General features: G+C 33.0%; 16 protein-coding genes and 4 pseudogenes. 16 read left to right on the forward strand and 4 right to left on the reverse strand.

Annotation, left to right across the window (positions count from 1 at the left end):
• Positions 1-131: 131 nt before the first annotated feature.
• Positions 132-434 carry an efflux RND transporter permease subunit gene (locus ACQKMR_RS26655; RefSeq protein WP_427699973.1) on the reverse strand — a complete coding sequence of 101 codons (303 nt, stop codon included), beginning with the start codon at positions 432-434 and terminating at the stop codon, positions 132-134.
• A gap of 344 nt (positions 435-778) precedes the next feature.
• On the opposite strand from ACQKMR_RS26655, the gene pssA reads away from it, so the two are divergent.
• From pssA to ACQKMR_RS26695, 8 genes and pseudogenes are all read left to right on the forward strand, one after another.
• A complete protein-coding gene (gene pssA / locus ACQKMR_RS26660; RefSeq protein ID WP_427699974.1) occupies positions 779-1,270 on the forward strand; it encodes a CDP-diacylglycerol--serine O-phosphatidyltransferase in 492 nt (163 codons plus the stop codon).
• Positions 1,271-1,481: 211 nt separating this feature from the next.
• Positions 1,482-2,789, forward strand: coding sequence for a VTT domain-containing protein (locus tag ACQKMR_RS26665; protein WP_427699975.1), 1,308 nt, complete (start codon positions 1,482-1,484; stop codon positions 2,787-2,789).
• A gap of 35 nt (positions 2,790-2,824) precedes the next feature.
• Positions 2,825-3,088, forward strand: a pseudogene (locus tag ACQKMR_RS26670) (response regulator); the annotation flags it as partial.
• A 457-nt stretch (positions 3,089-3,545) separates the two neighbouring features.
• A complete protein-coding gene (locus ACQKMR_RS26675) occupies positions 3,546-3,890 on the forward strand; it encodes a GntR family transcriptional regulator (protein WP_427699976.1) in 345 nt (114 codons plus the stop codon).
• Positions 3,887-4,789 (forward strand): ATP-binding cassette domain-containing protein, encoded by a 903-nt coding sequence (locus ACQKMR_RS26680; protein ID WP_427699977.1) that lies wholly within the window; start codon positions 3,887-3,889, stop codon positions 4,787-4,789. The genes ACQKMR_RS26675 and ACQKMR_RS26680 overlap by 4 nt, the downstream gene beginning before the upstream one ends.
• Positions 4,770-5,510, forward strand: coding sequence for a hypothetical protein (locus ACQKMR_RS26685; RefSeq protein WP_427699978.1), 741 nt, complete (start codon positions 4,770-4,772; stop codon positions 5,508-5,510). Before ACQKMR_RS26680 ends, ACQKMR_RS26685 begins: the two co-directional genes overlap by 20 nt.
• Positions 5,507-6,202 carry a hypothetical protein gene (locus ACQKMR_RS26690; protein WP_427699979.1) on the forward strand — a complete coding sequence of 232 codons (696 nt, stop codon included), beginning with the start codon at positions 5,507-5,509 and terminating at the stop codon, positions 6,200-6,202. The genes ACQKMR_RS26685 and ACQKMR_RS26690 overlap by 4 nt, the downstream gene beginning before the upstream one ends.
• A 177-nt stretch (positions 6,203-6,379) precedes the next feature.
• The gene (locus ACQKMR_RS26695) at positions 6,380-6,739 is read left to right on the forward strand and encodes an RNA polymerase sigma factor (protein ID WP_427699980.1); all 360 of its coding nucleotides are present in this window, start codon (positions 6,380-6,382) and stop codon (positions 6,737-6,739) included.
• A gap of 406 nt (positions 6,740-7,145) precedes the next feature.
• On the opposite strand, the pseudogene ACQKMR_RS26700 reads toward ACQKMR_RS26695, so the two are convergent.
• Positions 7,146-8,171 (reverse strand): annotated as a pseudogene (locus ACQKMR_RS26700) (IS110 family transposase); the annotation flags it as partial.
• A gap of 77 nt (positions 8,172-8,248) precedes the next feature.
• On the opposite strand from ACQKMR_RS26700, the gene ACQKMR_RS26705 reads away from it, so the two are divergent.
• Positions 8,249-8,785: a GNAT family N-acetyltransferase gene (locus ACQKMR_RS26705; protein WP_427699981.1), complete on the forward strand. Its 537-nt coding sequence runs from the start codon at positions 8,249-8,251 to the stop codon at positions 8,783-8,785.
• A 282-nt stretch (positions 8,786-9,067) separates the two neighbouring features.
• Positions 9,068-9,754, forward strand: a pseudogene (locus ACQKMR_RS26710) (MBL fold metallo-hydrolase).
• A 745-nt stretch (positions 9,755-10,499) separates the two neighbouring features.
• Here ACQKMR_RS26710 and ACQKMR_RS26715 read toward each other — a convergent pair.
• Positions 10,500-10,796 carry a hypothetical protein gene (locus tag ACQKMR_RS26715; RefSeq protein ID WP_427699982.1) on the reverse strand — a complete coding sequence of 99 codons (297 nt, stop codon included), beginning with the start codon at positions 10,794-10,796 and terminating at the stop codon, positions 10,500-10,502.
• A gap of 422 nt (positions 10,797-11,218) precedes the next feature.
• On the opposite strand from ACQKMR_RS26715, the gene ACQKMR_RS26720 reads away from it, so the two are divergent.
• From ACQKMR_RS26720 to ACQKMR_RS26740, 5 genes are all read left to right on the forward strand, one after another.
• Positions 11,219-11,734 carry a DinB family protein gene (locus ACQKMR_RS26720; protein WP_427699983.1) on the forward strand — a complete coding sequence of 172 codons (516 nt, stop codon included), beginning with the start codon at positions 11,219-11,221 and terminating at the stop codon, positions 11,732-11,734.
• A gap of 457 nt (positions 11,735-12,191) precedes the next feature.
• Complete coding sequence (locus ACQKMR_RS26725; RefSeq protein WP_427699984.1) at positions 12,192-12,884, forward strand: aspartate/glutamate racemase family protein; 693 nt, start codon at positions 12,192-12,194, stop codon at positions 12,882-12,884.
• Positions 12,885-13,063: 179 nt separating this feature from the next.
• A complete protein-coding gene (locus ACQKMR_RS26730; protein WP_427699985.1) occupies positions 13,064-13,483 on the forward strand; it encodes a hypothetical protein in 420 nt (139 codons plus the stop codon).
• A 137-nt stretch (positions 13,484-13,620) separates the two neighbouring features.
• Complete coding sequence (locus tag ACQKMR_RS26735) at positions 13,621-14,178, forward strand: fructose-bisphosphate aldolase (RefSeq protein WP_427699986.1); 558 nt, start codon at positions 13,621-13,623, stop codon at positions 14,176-14,178.
• 148 nt (positions 14,179-14,326) lie between these two features.
• Entirely contained in the window at positions 14,327-14,671 is a 345-nt protein-coding gene (locus ACQKMR_RS26740; protein WP_427699987.1) for a hypothetical protein, read from the forward strand.
• Positions 14,672-14,922: 251 nt separating this feature from the next.
• Here ACQKMR_RS26740 and ACQKMR_RS26745 read toward each other — a convergent pair whose 3' ends face one another.
• Positions 14,923-15,720 carry an HAD family hydrolase gene (locus ACQKMR_RS26745; protein ID WP_427699988.1) on the reverse strand — a complete coding sequence of 266 codons (798 nt, stop codon included), beginning with the start codon at positions 15,718-15,720 and terminating at the stop codon, positions 14,923-14,925.
• 319 nt (positions 15,721-16,039) lie between these two features.
• Here ACQKMR_RS26745 and ACQKMR_RS26750 point away from each other — a divergent pair.
• Positions 16,040-16,329, forward strand: a pseudogene (locus ACQKMR_RS26750) (beta-propeller fold lactonase family protein); the annotation flags it as partial.
• Positions 16,330-16,557: the final 228 nt, after the last annotated feature.

Below are 16,557 nucleotides of genomic sequence, written 5' to 3' on the forward strand. Positions count from 1 at the left end.
GTTAAGTAAAATTTTCATTTTATTTTGGTTTTCTTGCATATATAATTTCCTTTCTTTAAAGTGGTTTCCCACAACTTAATTTTATTTCTCTCTCTCTAAATAAGGATACCCATCCAAATCCAAGTTAATCATTAAGGAAGTCTGCGCTGTTTCTCCCACAGTGGTTGCCCACCGTCATAAGAAGTGGTTTCCACATTGGATAAACCATCCACTGTTTTGACTGCACTTGCCAAATTATCTGTCACTTGCTGTTTTACCTGAGTTGCTTGATACCCAGGTACTCTCATACTTACCGAAAGAGTTGTATTATTAATTCCAGGCAAATAATCGCGTTGCATCTGGTATGCGGAAATACCGCCCCAAGACAAAATGATGACAACACACACAATCATAAGAATGGCTCTTTGCATGGTTGCCTCTACTAATTTTTTCATTATTTTACCTCCCTGATTGTTTAACCAATAACTATTATGAAAAACCCCTAATATCTTTTGACAGCTACATGAATTCAAATATGATACTGTTATCCAAAACTGGGTAACCTAAGTATATAAAAGGAAACTTTTTGTTCTATGAATAAATGATTAAAAATTCCTTAAAATGCAAAAAGAATGTTAGGTAAGGATTATCTTAAGACAAGTGAGATACTTGGTGGCTTCTGTATTAAGACTCTGTGGGGCACAAGGATAGTTTTTCCTTTAATATTTAAGAAAAGCGGAAGAATATATCGAAAATGCTACATAAATGCGTAGATTGTTCGACGTCAGGGGGGACTACCATGTTCAATCAGATAGTAAAAGCTGTGCCCAATTTATTTACGATTGGAAATTTATTGTTCGGTTTACTTTCAATTACCTATATTATGAATGGCTTTTTGGAAGTAGCTTCCGTTTTTATTTTCTTTTCGGCTGTTTTAGATCTTCTTGATGGAAGGATTGCGAGAAAATTAAAAGTGAACAGTGAATTTGGCGTGGAATTGGATTCCTTGGCTGATATTATTAGTTTCGGGGTTGCTCCTGCACTTCTATTTCATTCGATAGCAGCACCATCGATTTTAACGTCTTTGGCATTTATCCTTTTCCCAACGATGGGAGCATTAAGATTAGCTAAGTTTAGTGTTAAACCAACCATTGGGTATTTTAAAGGATTACCTATTCCAGCTGCTGGATTACCATTGGCTGGTATGGGATTCTTTTTATATAGCAATGCGTGGATTACCTTAATACTCGCTCTCTTAATGGTAAGTCCAATAAGGGTAAAAAAACTTTAATTTTATTATCCTTTGTAAAAAAGCTAGGAACCTTTTTAGAAAGGGTACAGCTTTTTTATTTTATCCATAAACCTTTTTTTCACTTAATACAAGATTAAAAATTCATTAACATAGAAAATGAATTCATTTTTCGTGCTAAATTGTAATTAGATCTAAAGTTGTAGAATTATTTACTCAAAAGTTTCTTTTTATAAAAAATGGAGGCATTTATTTGTCATACTTAATAAATTTATTTGAACAGCACAGTTATCTGATATTATTCATAGGGATTTTTCTAGAACTCATGGCTCTACCTATTTCAGGTGAATTTTTAATGAGCTACGCTGGGTATTTTGTATTTCAGGGAACAATGAATTACCCTTTGGCACTCCTGACAGTCTTTGTTGCAGGTGGTGCGGGAATTACTGTAACCTATTGGATTGGTAAGGCAGGAGGGTATAAACTAATTGAAAAATACGGAAAATATATCCATCTGGGACCAGAAAGATATAAAAAAGTATCCGCTTGGTTTGAGCGTTCTGGCAGTAAACTGTTGGTCTTTGCTTATTTCATTCCAGGCATTAGACATTTCACTGGTTATATTTCGGGGATTTCTAGAATGCCGTTTCGAAAATTTATTATTCCAGCTTATACAGGTTCATTTTTATGGGGATTTTGTTTTATTACTCTAGGAAAAGTATTGGGACCTCACTGGGAGGCCTTCCATCATTCAGCAAGTAAATATTTCATTATTTTTATTATTATTTTTGGGGTATTGTTAGTTGGGTATTTCACTTATCGGTTTTATAAAGTTCAAATTAAAAACTTTTTTATTCATTTAATTAAATGGTTAACATATCGACTAAAAACCATAAGAAAAACAGAAATCTTTCTTATTTTTCTCACTTTAGTTTTAATCGGTATGGTGACCTTGATGCTGGGAATGGCTCAAGACTATTTATATAATGAGTTTACTCAATTTAATGTAATTGCTGAATATATAGTGAAGTCTTCATTATATATGAGTTGGATGAAAGGGTTGTTAGTATTTCAATCCCCTTATGTACTTGGAGTAATTATTGGGGTAACGATCATCCGCATTTGGAGAAAGAGAAGGAATAGGCTGCTTGAGTATTTTCTACTTATCGTTTCGGTTTTAGGAGCGAGGCTGTTTCATGAATCAATTATGCAGATTTTTTCCTATCTCCAATCATTAGGGTTCGTTGCGAAATTTCATTCCGCAAATTTTCCTGATATAAATGCTACTATTACAATAATTATCTATGGAACATGCTTATTTTTACTCATTCGTCATTCAAAAAAAAATTATACGTCCATATTCGTTCCTTTAATGGGGTTAATATTATTAATGGGGTTAGCAATTGCAAATATTGCATCGACCGATTTACTTCCAAGTGATATTTTGGGTGGATATGTATATGGCGGTGTCTGGATAACTTTTAACTTTTTGTTGTTTGAAATGTTACGGCTTGTTTTGGATAAGGTTAAAATTGAGAATAAAACCCAAATAATACCTTAAGGTGTTTTGAAGGGGCGAATAAAAAGTGAAAACATATTTTAGTAATCAAAGACGAAACTCAAATTGCTCGTGTCTTAAAAATGGAATTAGAGTATGAGGGCTATCAAGTAACAGTTGAACACAACGGTAAATCAGGATTAGAAACAGCATTTCTAACAGAAATTGACCTAATTTTATTAGATGTAATGTTGCCTGGTTTAAGTGGTATCGAGGTATTGAGGAGATTAAGAAAGGAAAACATACAAACTCCTGTTATTCTTTTAACTGCTTGTTCTGTCCAATTTGACGCCGTATGCGGGGAAACTCGCCTGTACGGTGTGAAGTGGGGGAAAAGCAGGCGATAACGTCAAAAGCTTACTTATCACTATAACAATGAGCAGTTGCTTTTTTACTTGGCGGATCCGAATAGTTCTATAAATGATTGGATGTAAATAATTAAGAAACCCAGCTAATCTTCTCATGTGAAGGTAGCTGGGTTTTTAAAGTTGGATGTGCAAAATAGCACTTAAAATATACGCAAATTATCGGTCAAAGTGACAGATTATTTTTAGAGAATTTTTTTCTATAACCAAAAACGGTCGTTTATGGAATCCTATTGTAAAAGTACAAACTGGAAGAAAATTAGCCTATCCATACAAATAAAAACGGTTATTGCAATATATTTTAAATTACTATATACTACATTACAACAGTAATGCACTATATTGGGAGGAGGCGGAGACAATTCTGAATACGGATAGTACTAAGCCTATTTATGTGCAAATTGCAGATTGGATTGAATCAGAAATTTTAAATGGACATTTTGAGAGTGATGGGAAGGTGTACTCACAATACCAATTAGCTGAAATGTTTACGATCAATCCTGCAACTGCAGCAAAGGGCCTCAATCTTCTGGTGGACGAAAATATCCTGTATAAAAGGCGAGGACTTGGAATGTTTGTCTCTGGTGATGCAAAAGAAATCATCATCAATAAACGAAAAAACCAAACATTGAAGCGATTAGTACGGGAGTTGGTTTTGGAAGCTAATCGGTTACAAATAAGTGAAATAGAATTAATCGAAATGATAAAAGTGGCAAATAATCAGGAGGCTGAACAATGAGGGTGATTGAATGTACGGATTTAACGAAAACTTATTTAAGAAAAAATGTTTTAGATAAGCTCTCTTTTTCAATTGAAGAAAATAAAATAACGGGATTAATTGGTCGAAATGGAGTTGGAAAAACCACCTTACTTAAAATTATTGCTGGGTTCATCAAAGAAACGTCAGGACAGGTCAAGGTTTTTTCCGAAAGACCATATAACAGCCTGAACGTCTCCATAAACTCCATCTTTGTGGACGACCAAATGAGTTTTCCGCCAGCCATACCACTTGGTGAAATATTAACAGTGTCGGGTAACTTCTATCCAAATTGGGATAGGGAATTAGCTAAGCGCTTGTTTGACTATTTTTCTTTTGATCCAAAATCTTATCACAATCGGCTTTCAAAAGGAAAAACAAGTACCTTTAATATGATTATCGGCTTAGCATCCCGTTGTACATTAACAATTTTTGATGAACCCACTACAGGAATGGATGCAGCGGTTAGAAAGGACTTCTATCGAGCATTGCTCAAGGATTATATTGCTTATCCCCGTACTATTATTTTATCTAGCCATCACTTGGATGAAATTGAGGATTTACTGGAAGATGTGTTACTCATTAAAGAAGGGAAAAAACATTTCCAAATGTCAATCTCTGAGTTAAAGGAATGGGCTATCGGATTAAAAGGAACCACAGAAGAAGTACTTAATTTATCGGATGGAAAGGAAATACTTTTTAAAGAATATTTCGGTGTGAATACGATGTATGCGGTTGTAAAAAATGATTTTTCTGAGTCCTTACTTAATAAAGCGCACCTTGTAGGAGTGGAAATCTTACCCGTTCAATCTAGTGATTTATGTGTTTACTTAACCAGTGAAACGAAAGGAGGAATTGATGATGTCTTTAACAAGCGTTAATTTGTGGGAAACGGTAAAAAAACAATACTTCTTTAAGCTAAAAGCAAATATAGATGCTTTTAGTTCACTCATTGGAATTCAGTTATTAGCGCTTCTCTTTTCATTTGGCGGCGTTGGTTCAGTTGGAATGGGAGGAGGGAATTTTAGTATTAATATAAAATACTATTCTGCAGATTTAGTCATTGGTTTCACACTGATATGGGCTTTCGTTACAGCGATTGTAATCACTACGAAACCATACCGAAATCATGATTTTACGTTCGTAACCAATCGCCTTAGTAGCAGCCTGTCGAATATTTTATATTTATTAACGGCAAGTATCGTTGGGAGTATCACTGCCATTCTGGCTGGGAATTTACTGAAAATCTTAGCTCATATTTTGCTTGATGATCAGATTTATAGCTTTAATACTGGGCTTCAAGAACTTGTTATGGGTATAGGTGTAACAATTTTATATGTTTTCTTAGTTACCTCCATTGGTTATTTTATTGGGACACTGGTCCAAGAAAGTAAATTGTTTATCATTCTTATTCCGGTTTTGTTTTTTGGAATACTATTTCTTGAGGCATCGATGCAAAAAGAGCCTTTTCCCATAAATGTATTTAAATTTTATGGGATGGAATCAACGCTTTCTCTATTTATTATCAAAGTGATTGTAACGGTTGCTGTATTTTTTACAGCTGCTATAAGCATCTTGAATCGAATGGAGGTAAGACGATGACCGTTTTGACAGCAATTTTGCCGTTAGTCATCCTGATTCTTATATTTGGTGTTTTCATTTTTATGGTTAGGCTTGCCAGAAAATTTGCAACTCCCAAAGTAACTCACTGGCTTCTCTTCATCTATATAGGCGCACTGCTTCTAGGCACTGTTTTTGTTCCTTTCATCATTGATGATTCGTTGAGTCAGAAAGGAATGGAAAAAGCCATAGATACAGATCGGGAATTAAGTGATTTATATACGAAACTTAATGAGGGAGAGATCGATCAGATTGATGCTAAGTATTTAATGAAAGAAAGTAGTTTTAGTAATTACCAAAATCAATCAATAAGGGTCGAATCTAGCAACAATGACAGTTCACAGATTTTCGTAGAAAGAAAAGCAAATAACGATGACACGATTGAAGCTTTCATTTTTGGCAATGGATTAATAATAGACGGTTACGATTTTTCTAGAAAACTGAAGCCTTATCATCTTGAGTTAATGGAAAATACCCTTACCATTAATCTTCCACAGCAACAAGATATTAATCTTATAATAACTAAAGCTGATTTTCCAATACGGCAATTTACAGGTGAATCGATCATAAATCCATATTTTAGTACCGGGGACCAAGTCGTTTATTTACGAATACCTAATCATCTTGAGTTAATAGCTGGTGATCATGTTTTTCTTGAATTTATTGAGAAGTAGACGAGTGGTTGAGAGGATTTTATCGCTTTGCATAGAATACAATCATGCTCTAAAGTTTTTGTATGAGAGTACAGAAAATCAAAGACTGCTGAAGAAAGCGAAAAGAATAAAAAAATGATAAAGATTAACACTGAACTTTTATAACCTTAGATACTTTACATGGGATTGGATGAAATGATGAGTGAAGAAGAAAACATAAATCAACTTTATATTAAATATAGAAATAAAATATCTAAAATAGTACTTTCGTATATAAAAGATCCATACCTTTCAGAGGATATTTCTCATGAAGTTTTTTTGAAGGTTTATTATAATCGTGAAAAATTTATGGGAATATGCTCCTTAGATACGTGGGTTTATAAGGTAACTAAAAATTATTGTATCGATTATTTACGTAGTAGTCATATAAAGAATGTTGTACCTTCTGAAGATGTTGACTTATTTCTTAATCAGAATTCTACTCCAGAAGATGAATTAATGATTAAATATGATTCTGGTACAACGGGTGCAAGTCGTTGTGGGATTCCTATTGTTTAAGCTTTATTAATTGCATAGAAATATGTTCTTCTGAAAATTCCTAAAATTAATGGATGACTTTAAAAAATCCTGACTTTATCTTTTTTTATAGATAAAATCGGGATTTTTCGTATCTTTTGTTAGAAATGCTTGGTGAAATCCCCCTAAATATTAACAGGTATCCAACAACCGTGGTTCTCACCGTACCGGAGGAAAATCAGGTTTTTACCTTCCAAAAAATGTCTTACCGTATAATATTCGCGTTTTGCCGGCAAGACCTCTTATGGAACTAAACCAGCCAATAGTTTGTCAACATTTTTCAATGAAAACTTAAAATGTTTCATGCTATACTAAATTTGCCTATGCCAAATAACCTTCCAAGATTCTGCGTTTGGAAAGTTTTGGATTATTTAGTTATTCTTTTAAACTAGGCTAGATCTTGGAAATCCGATTTGCTTTTTAATAGTGCATAAACCCAATGTAAGAGTTTATTGGCACATGCTATCACAGCTACTTTAAAGGGCTTTCCTTCTTCACGTTTCTTATCATAAAACTCTCGTAATCTCTTGTTACGAGGAATGATTTCATCTGTCGTTTTCTTCTTGCGACAATCACGAATGGCACATTTAACAGCCATATACAAGGCGTGTCGTAGCCTACTAGAACCTCTTTTGGTAATCCGATTTAAAGTACCTTTGAATGTTCCAGATTCAAAGACACTTGGATCAATTCCGGCAAATGCTACTAGCTTTTTAGGGTGATTAAACCGATCAATCTCTCCAATTTCAGAAATAATCGTTGCCCCGATTTTTTCACCGATACCAGGGATTGATTGAATAATCTTATATTCTTCAATACTTTTCGCTAAGGCATCTATCTCATCTTCAAGATTGGATAGATGTTTTTTGTATTCAAGAAGCATATTAATATACATATCCAGGCTTAAGACCAGACTATGATATAAGGTTTTCTGAAATGGATTTTGAGTTGCGGCTGCCATCAGTTTTTCTGCCTGACTGTCTGCCCATTTTTGCGAACGACTTTTACATAATTCTTTTATTTTCTTGGCAATTGTTTCTTCGCTAGCTGCCAAGATTTCCTCTGAAGTAGGGAATGCCTGTAATGTTAGTAAAGAAACAACTGAATACAAGTCTCCAAAAACCCCACAGTATTCAGGAAACATTTGATCCAGAACTGCTTGAAATTGTAATTTAGTTTGTATAAACATACCAGTAATATTTTCGTGCTGTCTTGTAAGGGTACGTAGGTTTAAGAGCTGGATTCCACGCTGTTTATACGGCTCTAAGTCCTCTTTATAATACAGCTCGCAGAGATGACGAGCGTCAATGATATCTGTCTTTACCTTGCGTAAACTAGAACTCTTTGCTCGATACGATATGAGTGGATTCACGATAATCAATAAGTACCCTCTATCCTCGAAATACCGGACAACACCTTCATGTAATATCTAAGTAAGATTCATATAATTTAAACTATACATAAAACAACAGAATTAAGGAGAAATTTAAAATGAAATTAGAGAGTGAGAGGATTTATTTAAGACCTCTTTGCGAGTTAGATGCACCTATTATGTTAGAAAATACAATAGATGAAGAAATACGTTATATGATTGGAACCGATCATAATTTTTCATTGGAGCAAATTAAGACACATATAGATAATATAAATAGTGATTCAAGTCGCTATGATTTCGCTATTTGTTTAAAAGGCACTGACGAAATGATCGGAGAATTATCGATTTTCGATATCGATAAGGAGAACAAAAAAGCAGGATTCAGAATATCGATGGCTTCCATTTCATTAACAGGAAAAGGATATGGAACTGAAGCTATCAAAATAGTTCTAAGTTTTGTTTTTGAAAAACTTCAATTAAATCGTTTACAATTAGAAGTATTTAGCCACAATTTACGTGGAATTAGAGCGTATGAAAAGGTTGGGTTTGTAAAAGAAGGAGTCTTACGTCAATCCTTATATTACAATGATGCGTACTCAGATGAAATTATTATGGCAATACTTAAAAGTGATTATAAAAATATGCTATTGTAATTATCCTTTTTGGTGAAAAGCTGTACTTAAACTATCGGGTGCGTTAGTTCTATAAGGATCACTAAAAATAATCAAACTATTTAATAAAAACTGTATACTAAATCACGAGTTTTGTAACAAATAATAACTTATTTATGAAATGTTTGCTTTTATAATTTTGTTCAGCAATCGGGCCATTTAATTGAACAACACACTTTATACCAAACTAGATATTTATGTTGAATCATAGATATAATTGTGAAGGATTGTACTTAATCTAATGCGCAGTATGGAGGAAGAAAAATGAAGATTATAGAATTACCAATTGAATTTGAATTTAATGGACAAAAAAATTACATTTATCCTAGCTTAATTATATTAGAAAATGAACTTACCTTGGTCGATACAGGGTATACAAATTTTTAAAATTTAATCGAAAATGAAATTTTAAAAAATGGATATGATATAAAAAATTTAAAGAATATAATCATTACTCACTATGATGATGATCATATAGGTTCCTTATATGATTTCAAAGAAAAGTATCCTTGGATTAACATTATAGCTAGTGAAATTGAATCAAAATACATTAGTGGTGAAATGAAGTCAGAGAGATTGATTCAAGCCGAAGAAATGCTAGAAAACATGCCAAATAAAGAAATCAAATTTGGAAAATGGTTTATACAGCAATTAAAGAATTTGAAGCATGTTTCAATTGATGAAAAGGTAAATGATGGTGATATGATTTTAGATAACAAATGTAGAGTAGTAGCAACACCAGGGCATACTTCAGGGCATATTTCATTGTATTTTCCAAGTTTTAAAAGTGTAATTACTGGTGATGCAGCTGTTAATGAAAATCATGAATTGATCATTGCTAATCCACACTTTTGTTTAAATGTTGAGAAAGCGCAACAGTCTTTGAAAATTGTTAAAAATCTTAAAGCTGAAACTTACTATTGTTATCATGGTGGGAAATTCACTTTATAAATTTGGGGGTTAACATAGATATACGGCTTTCAAATTAAACAACTTTATAATTCAGTTTTATAACAACAATCGCGAATACAATTAAAAATTAAATAACTTTAATACCCATCCAAATCATTTTATCGTTGGATGTGTATTAGCTTCATAATGTTAAAATTTAACGACTTTATTATCTCTACACAAGATTCGCTTTTCTTCTTGAACTAACAGGTGCGTTAGCTGAAGATCAGAGCTGTCTGTAAGGGCAACCTTTTCTTTATTAAACTATCGGGTTATGTGTTAAAATTTGGATAATCAATATAGTGAAAGGAAGGTTTTAATTTTGAAAAGACTTATCTTAATCTTATTGTTCTTGACTAATGTTATCTACATAGCGAATTATCTTATCAATTTTGAAACTTTTACATTAAACAATCTATGGATTGTCTTTTTTATTATCAGTTTATGCTTATCTATTCTTCATTTGTTTCAGTCGAGAAAGAAATCTGGTTATAATTCTTATTTATCTATTGCAGTTATATTTGCAAGTATTAGTTCTTTAGGGGCTTATGGTTTTTTATATTTTATATCTAACCTTATGGGATAACGGATATTTTACTAACGGGTGCTTTACTTCAATAAGAGAGTTGCTATGGCAGCTCTTTTTCTTACGGAACTAAAGGGGCAGGTTGGTTGAATAATGGGAACTTAATTAATTTGAAGCAGAATTCCATAAGGTGTTTATTGTTATCTATTTTGATGTATCCTATTTTATGGATTTTGCTTCAAACGTACTACCGTCATCCTTCTTTCTAAACACTTTAACTGTGACCAGGTTATCATCAATCCAAAGTATTTCAAAATGTTCAACAGTTGTTAAATCGAACGAATAGAAATCTTTATACCTCTCTAAAAGACTTCCGTATTCCCCATAGTAAATCCGAAAAGAATGATAGCTTTTGTCTTTTATATCTTCAGTAACAGAACTCATTTCCTTCAGTTCGATAATATGAACCTGATTGGGCGAGGTACTTGTCTGAATGGAGAATCCAATCGTTTCCAATTTGTTTTTATTTCCATCTATTTCATTCGAACATCCAAACAAGCAAATTATTATTGTCGGTTTGAAACAAAGTTGAACTATTTATAAGAAAGTCGTACCGTTTTGAAAAAAGTTTAACCGTTTATAAAAAAGATGAACCGGAATTATCTACATTTCGGCTTTTCTTGTTAAAATGCCCTTTAGTTCAACAAGAAAACCGAGTCCTTATTTACATTTTAATCCAACTGATTATAATTTAAGTAATTAAGCAAATACTTAAATATCAACAAAAGGAGGTAAACATTGGTTGTCCATCAATGAATTATTTATAGCTGAATGAAAGCAGAATAGTGAAGGAAAGCTCAGGAGAATACTTTTCACCGTAGAGAATATATACAGAATAGGAATCTAAGTACGCACTTTCTGGTGAAGGGAGAAATCTCATGAATAATTTAGTAAATGACAATTTGTATGAAACAAGAAATAACCTAGTCAAGGAGATTACTTTATTAAGTGAAGCTCAATTTAATAGTAAGCCTGATATGAATAAGTGGAGTATAGCACAAGTTTGCCATCACTTAGTTTTAGTGGAAGAGGCATCTATAAAGGCTATTGCATGGGGATTAAAAGAGATTGATAGTCCTCAAAAAGAACGTAAAAAAGTTCACCTCATATTATTGGATAGAACGAAAAAGATTAAAGCTCCAAAAATCGTTGAACCAGATGTAGAACCATTTGAAGTTCAGCAAATAATTGATTTGTTAAACGATTCGAGGAAAAAATTGATGACTTTTCTTAGTACTATAGAAGATAAATCCATATTGGCGGAAAAATCAGTGAAGCATCCTGCTTTGGGTGAATTACCTCTTGATCAATGGATTGAACAGATATATTTGCATGAACAGCGACACATAGAACAAATAAAAGAGATAAAATTACTTTTAGATGCGAGGCACTAAACTCATGGTTATCAACGGATTCTTGTTTAAGTAAAGGGTAATTAGCATATCAAAAAAAGAAATTTTAACTTTGTGAAATATTATACTTAAAGTAACGGAGTGCTTTTGTTGAATAAGGAACACAAAACGATCAAACTTTCTTATAAAAGAATCATTCAATTTAACATAATAAGAGCATGTTTTGATCAATCTTTTTCAAAACATGCTCTTATTGACACCACCTAGGGTTAGTAAATCTATATGAACGATATACAAAACTACGTCAGACTTAAACTGAACCGCCGTATACCGAACGGTATGTACGGTGGTGTGAGAGGTCGGAGGCTAGGCGCCTCCTCCTACTCGATTTTATGCAACTATCGGTGCAGGTTTGTTTAATAGTAAAGATATTGTACAATGTCTATTAAATTTAAATGAAATTTTTAGTATATTTAGAAAAATGGAAAGGGGAATATTTATGAAAACTATTGGTCTTATTGGTGGAATGAGTTGGGAGTCATCGTTAGAATATTATCGTCTTATTAACGAAGAAGTGAAAACCAAATTGGGAGGATTGCATTCAGCCAAGTGCATTTTATATAGCGTAGATTTTGAAGAGATCGAAGGCTATCAAGCTGAAGGCGATTGGGAAAGTTCTGGTAAACTATTAGGGGATGTTGCTCAGTCTTTGGAAAAGGCAGGTGCAGAAATTATTGTAATTTGTACAAATACGATGCATAAAGTGATTAGATATATTGAAGAAAAAGTTAGCTTACCTATTTTACACATTGCTGATTCAACAGCAAATCAAATTCAAAAGTCCGAAATAAGTACGGTTGGTTTACTTGGTACTAAATATACGATGGAGCAAGACTTTTATAAAACACGAATAGAGTTTAATGGTATTAAGGTTTTGATACCAAATGATGAGGATAGAAAAGTAATAAATAAAGTAATTTATGAAGAGTTATGTTTAGGGGAAATTCAACAATCATCAAGGGATTATTACAAAAAGGTTATCAAGAGTTTAGTTGATGATGGAGCTGAAGGAATAATATTAGGTTGCACAGAAATTGGATTATTAGTAAAACCTGAGGATTCAGAAGTGCCATTATTTGATACAACAGAAATACATGCTATTGAATCTGTTAAAATGGCATTAGAAAAATAATTTGATTAGACACTGTACTTCAATTCGAGGTAAATTTCTTATTCCTTATTCATCTAACAGGTGCTTTACTTCAATACCAGGAGCTGATCAGCAGCTCCTTTTCTTATGGAACTAAAGGGGCAGTTTAGTTTAAGAGCGTGATAAAATATATTTAATGAAAACGGACAGAAGGTGCTAAAATGGCTAAGTTAAAATTATTAAAGAGTATAGGGCATAACACTGTTCACAGTTATTTAAGTTTAATGAATTATCGGGATAATGGGTATGTATTTGAACATTTATATAATATTGCAAAAGATAAGAGTATAGATAGTATTATAGTAGATATTTTAGAAGGAAGTATCCAACCAAAAACCTTCGAAATCCCTGTTATTAAACAATCATTAGATGATTTACGGAAGGATTTTGAACGCTTGTTAACTGGTGCAAATATTCCTTTAGATAATGTATATTCTGAGAAAGCAATTATTGTATTTGATTTAAAAAATCCACATATAGGTGCTTCAGGAGCTGAATTAGAAAAATATAATTGTTTGGTTGAAATTATAGATAAAAATCAGAAATCACATAAAATAACTGTTAAAGAATGGTGGAGGTAACAAAACTCTTAATCAACTAACAGGTGCGTTAGCTGAAGAACAGAGTTGTCTTTGAAGGCAGGTCTTTCTTTATGGCACTAACGGGCAGTTTAGTTTAATAAGAATTAGATTCCCGAAAACTAAAATATGGAATAAAATTGTTTTATGGGAAAGTAAGCATTTGGTATTTGGGAGGGGAATTTAAAATTAGAAAATACCAACAAATATGTATACCCTTTCTTTTTTTACCCTTAATACTTATATCTATTGTTGGTTGCAATAATATACAGGAACCAAATATAACTATTGAAGCACAAATCTCAAAGTTAAGTAAAACGGAATTTAACACCATTGGAACTCAAGGTTATGATAACCCTATCAAAAATGATTTTAGAAAATTCACTTTTAACTTAAATATGGAACATACAGATCAAATAACCTCTCGGACAATTGATATTCCTAATGATTTTGGAAAGTTAATCAATACAGTTGATAGGGAACGGTATTTATATGGTAATGGAAATGAACAAGATAATAAAAACGAAAATTTTGCAAGGTATACAAAGGAGTTTGTCTTTTATTCCAAAGGATTAAGTGAAGATGAAATAAAGAAAGCGTTCGACTCTGCTATTATTACTGTATCTTGGGTTACAAAAGAAGGAAAAACAATTACAAAAGAATTTGTTATCGGTGATTTAATTAAACTTAATAACTAAACTTAGTTCTTCAACTAATAGGTCTTTATTTCAATAAGGAAGGTTGCTGAGGCAGCCTTTTTCTTATGGCACTACGGGGCAGGATAGTTCAATAAGCATTGTATTATAATACCTTTAAGGAAACTATCGAAAAGGAAGGTACTTTTTGGTGAGTATAAGAGATTTTGCTGAGTTTACATTGGACTATTTTTCATCAATTACTTTAACCGATATTGAGGAATCTGTTTTAAATGGAAAACCAACCATAAATAATGAAATGGTAAAGGAATGGTTAGAAGAAAACAGAGATTCTTTTTCTGATGATACTTTTCATATGGTACTAAAACAATTTGTTGATGATTTAGGTGCTATGCCAATTTGGTTTGGGGATAAAAAATTTCAAGAGGATGTGTTAGAGGGATTCAAAAGATATTTTGAGGAAAATTCATATTTTCTCGATTTTTACAAATGCTTATTTGGCGGGTTTAGAAGAAGATGGGCTCCGATAACTTAATAATGAATTTTAACGTTACAACAGATATATGCTTATTCAGCTAACGGGTGCATAACATCAATAAGAAGAAATGCTTTTTTACTACACCAGCTAATAGAGGTTATTTTTTTATTGCATTAAAGGGTGCGAATATTGATAATTGGGAGCAATTATCAATTCTGAAACAGTTGAAACTGCTAAAAACCAAATAAATGAAAATGTTCAAATGAAGATACACTATCTGATGATAAAAAAGTTATTTTAAAATAACTCTAAATCACATATGAATTATATGATTTATGAAGATAAGTTTCTATAAACTCTGCCAATCCATCATTTTCGTGGTGTCCTGTAACAAAATCAGCTGCTGCTTTAACCTCTTCGCTAGCGTTCCCCATTGCCACGCCAGTACCGACATGACGAAGCATCTCTATATCATTGGGTCCGTCTCCAATGGCTACGACTTCGCTTGGACTAATTCGAAATGCGTGAAGTAAGTTTTTTATAGCAGACCATTTTGAAACATTAGGAGCAACCATTTCAAACCCGTCATTCCAATTGATGACCTCTGCTTCCTTTTTAAACAAAGCGGATAATTCAGGTCTTGGTGCACCTGTTCGAACACTATATTTAAGAACATCTTGATAATTTGCCTGTCTTAAATCTCCAATATAACGTGGCGGAATTTTTCCAACTTTTGTCCAATAATCGATTTCTTCATTTGTTTCCTTACAATAAAGCCCATTTGCTGTATGGATAATGACATTACAAGAATTTTCAGCGGTCAGCTGGTGGAATCGTTCTTCGTTCAGTCGGACGGTTTTCATTTGCATAGCTCTTCCTGTCTCTGCATCGTGAATAGCGGCACCATTCAAACAGATCATTGGAGTTTGTAATCCAATTTCTTTATGGTAGGGAGCTGTTACTTCATAGTGTCGACCAGTAGCTAGAAAAACCTTGACTCCCTGATTAATGAGCCTATAAATGGCTTCCATATTTCGGCGGGAAATGTTGTTTGAGGCCTTTAGTAGTGTACCATCCATATCAATAAATATTGCACGCACATTCATTTATACTGCCTCCTCATCGTTGATAAAACAATCATATCACCTGACTATTAAAGTCTTGTAAACTCAGTGTACAGATTTAATAAAGTTTATTGGGAAGTAAGGGACGGTTCTATGCAAGATAAAAATATTATTCCATTAACGGGTGCTATTGTTGAATAAAACTTAGATTTATATACGACTTTATTGTTATATTTTTTAGTGTAGTGAAGTATCTTACATTAAAAATTAAACAACTATATTTTCAACCCCGTCCTAAATTTAGAACGGGGTTATGCTTGTTTAAGCTTTTAAAATTAAATAACTTTATTATCTCTACACATTTGCATACATTACCAATACCATACGCGGCACCATCTCCACTTACCGAATCGTCCCAATGGATCACTTTCGGTGGTAAGGCATATTACCAGTACACCGCCAGGTACAGCTCCAGGACTGCCGATGGATGTTGGAGTGAGTAAAGATGGACGGCATTTTTACACCTTTAACGGAAACCAGGGTACAGTCTCCGTATTTACTATTCAAGGTGATGGAAGTCTGGTTAGATTGCAGGTTGCTGCTTGGACTAACTTTCCTTACCTTAGATCGCAAGGATTAGCTATTCTTTGATTTTATTAAGTTCACTATATTTGGTGGAATAAAAAATAAAGAGATTTTTAAAAACAAGGCTGCCGACATAATGGAGGCTTTTGTTATGAGACAACATAATTTTCAGCATGATAGTGAAGCATTGTACTTAAAGTAACGGGTGCGTTAGTTGTGCGAAATGTTTCTAACTTAAATTGAGAATGGTCACATTACTCAGGTAAAGGTTAGACAGTTCCTTACGGAACTGAA

Origin of the sequence: Peribacillus sp. NPDC096540, assembly GCF_050278525.1 — a bacterium.
Taxonomy (GTDB): Bacteria; Bacillota; Bacilli; order Bacillales; family DSM-1321; genus Peribacillus.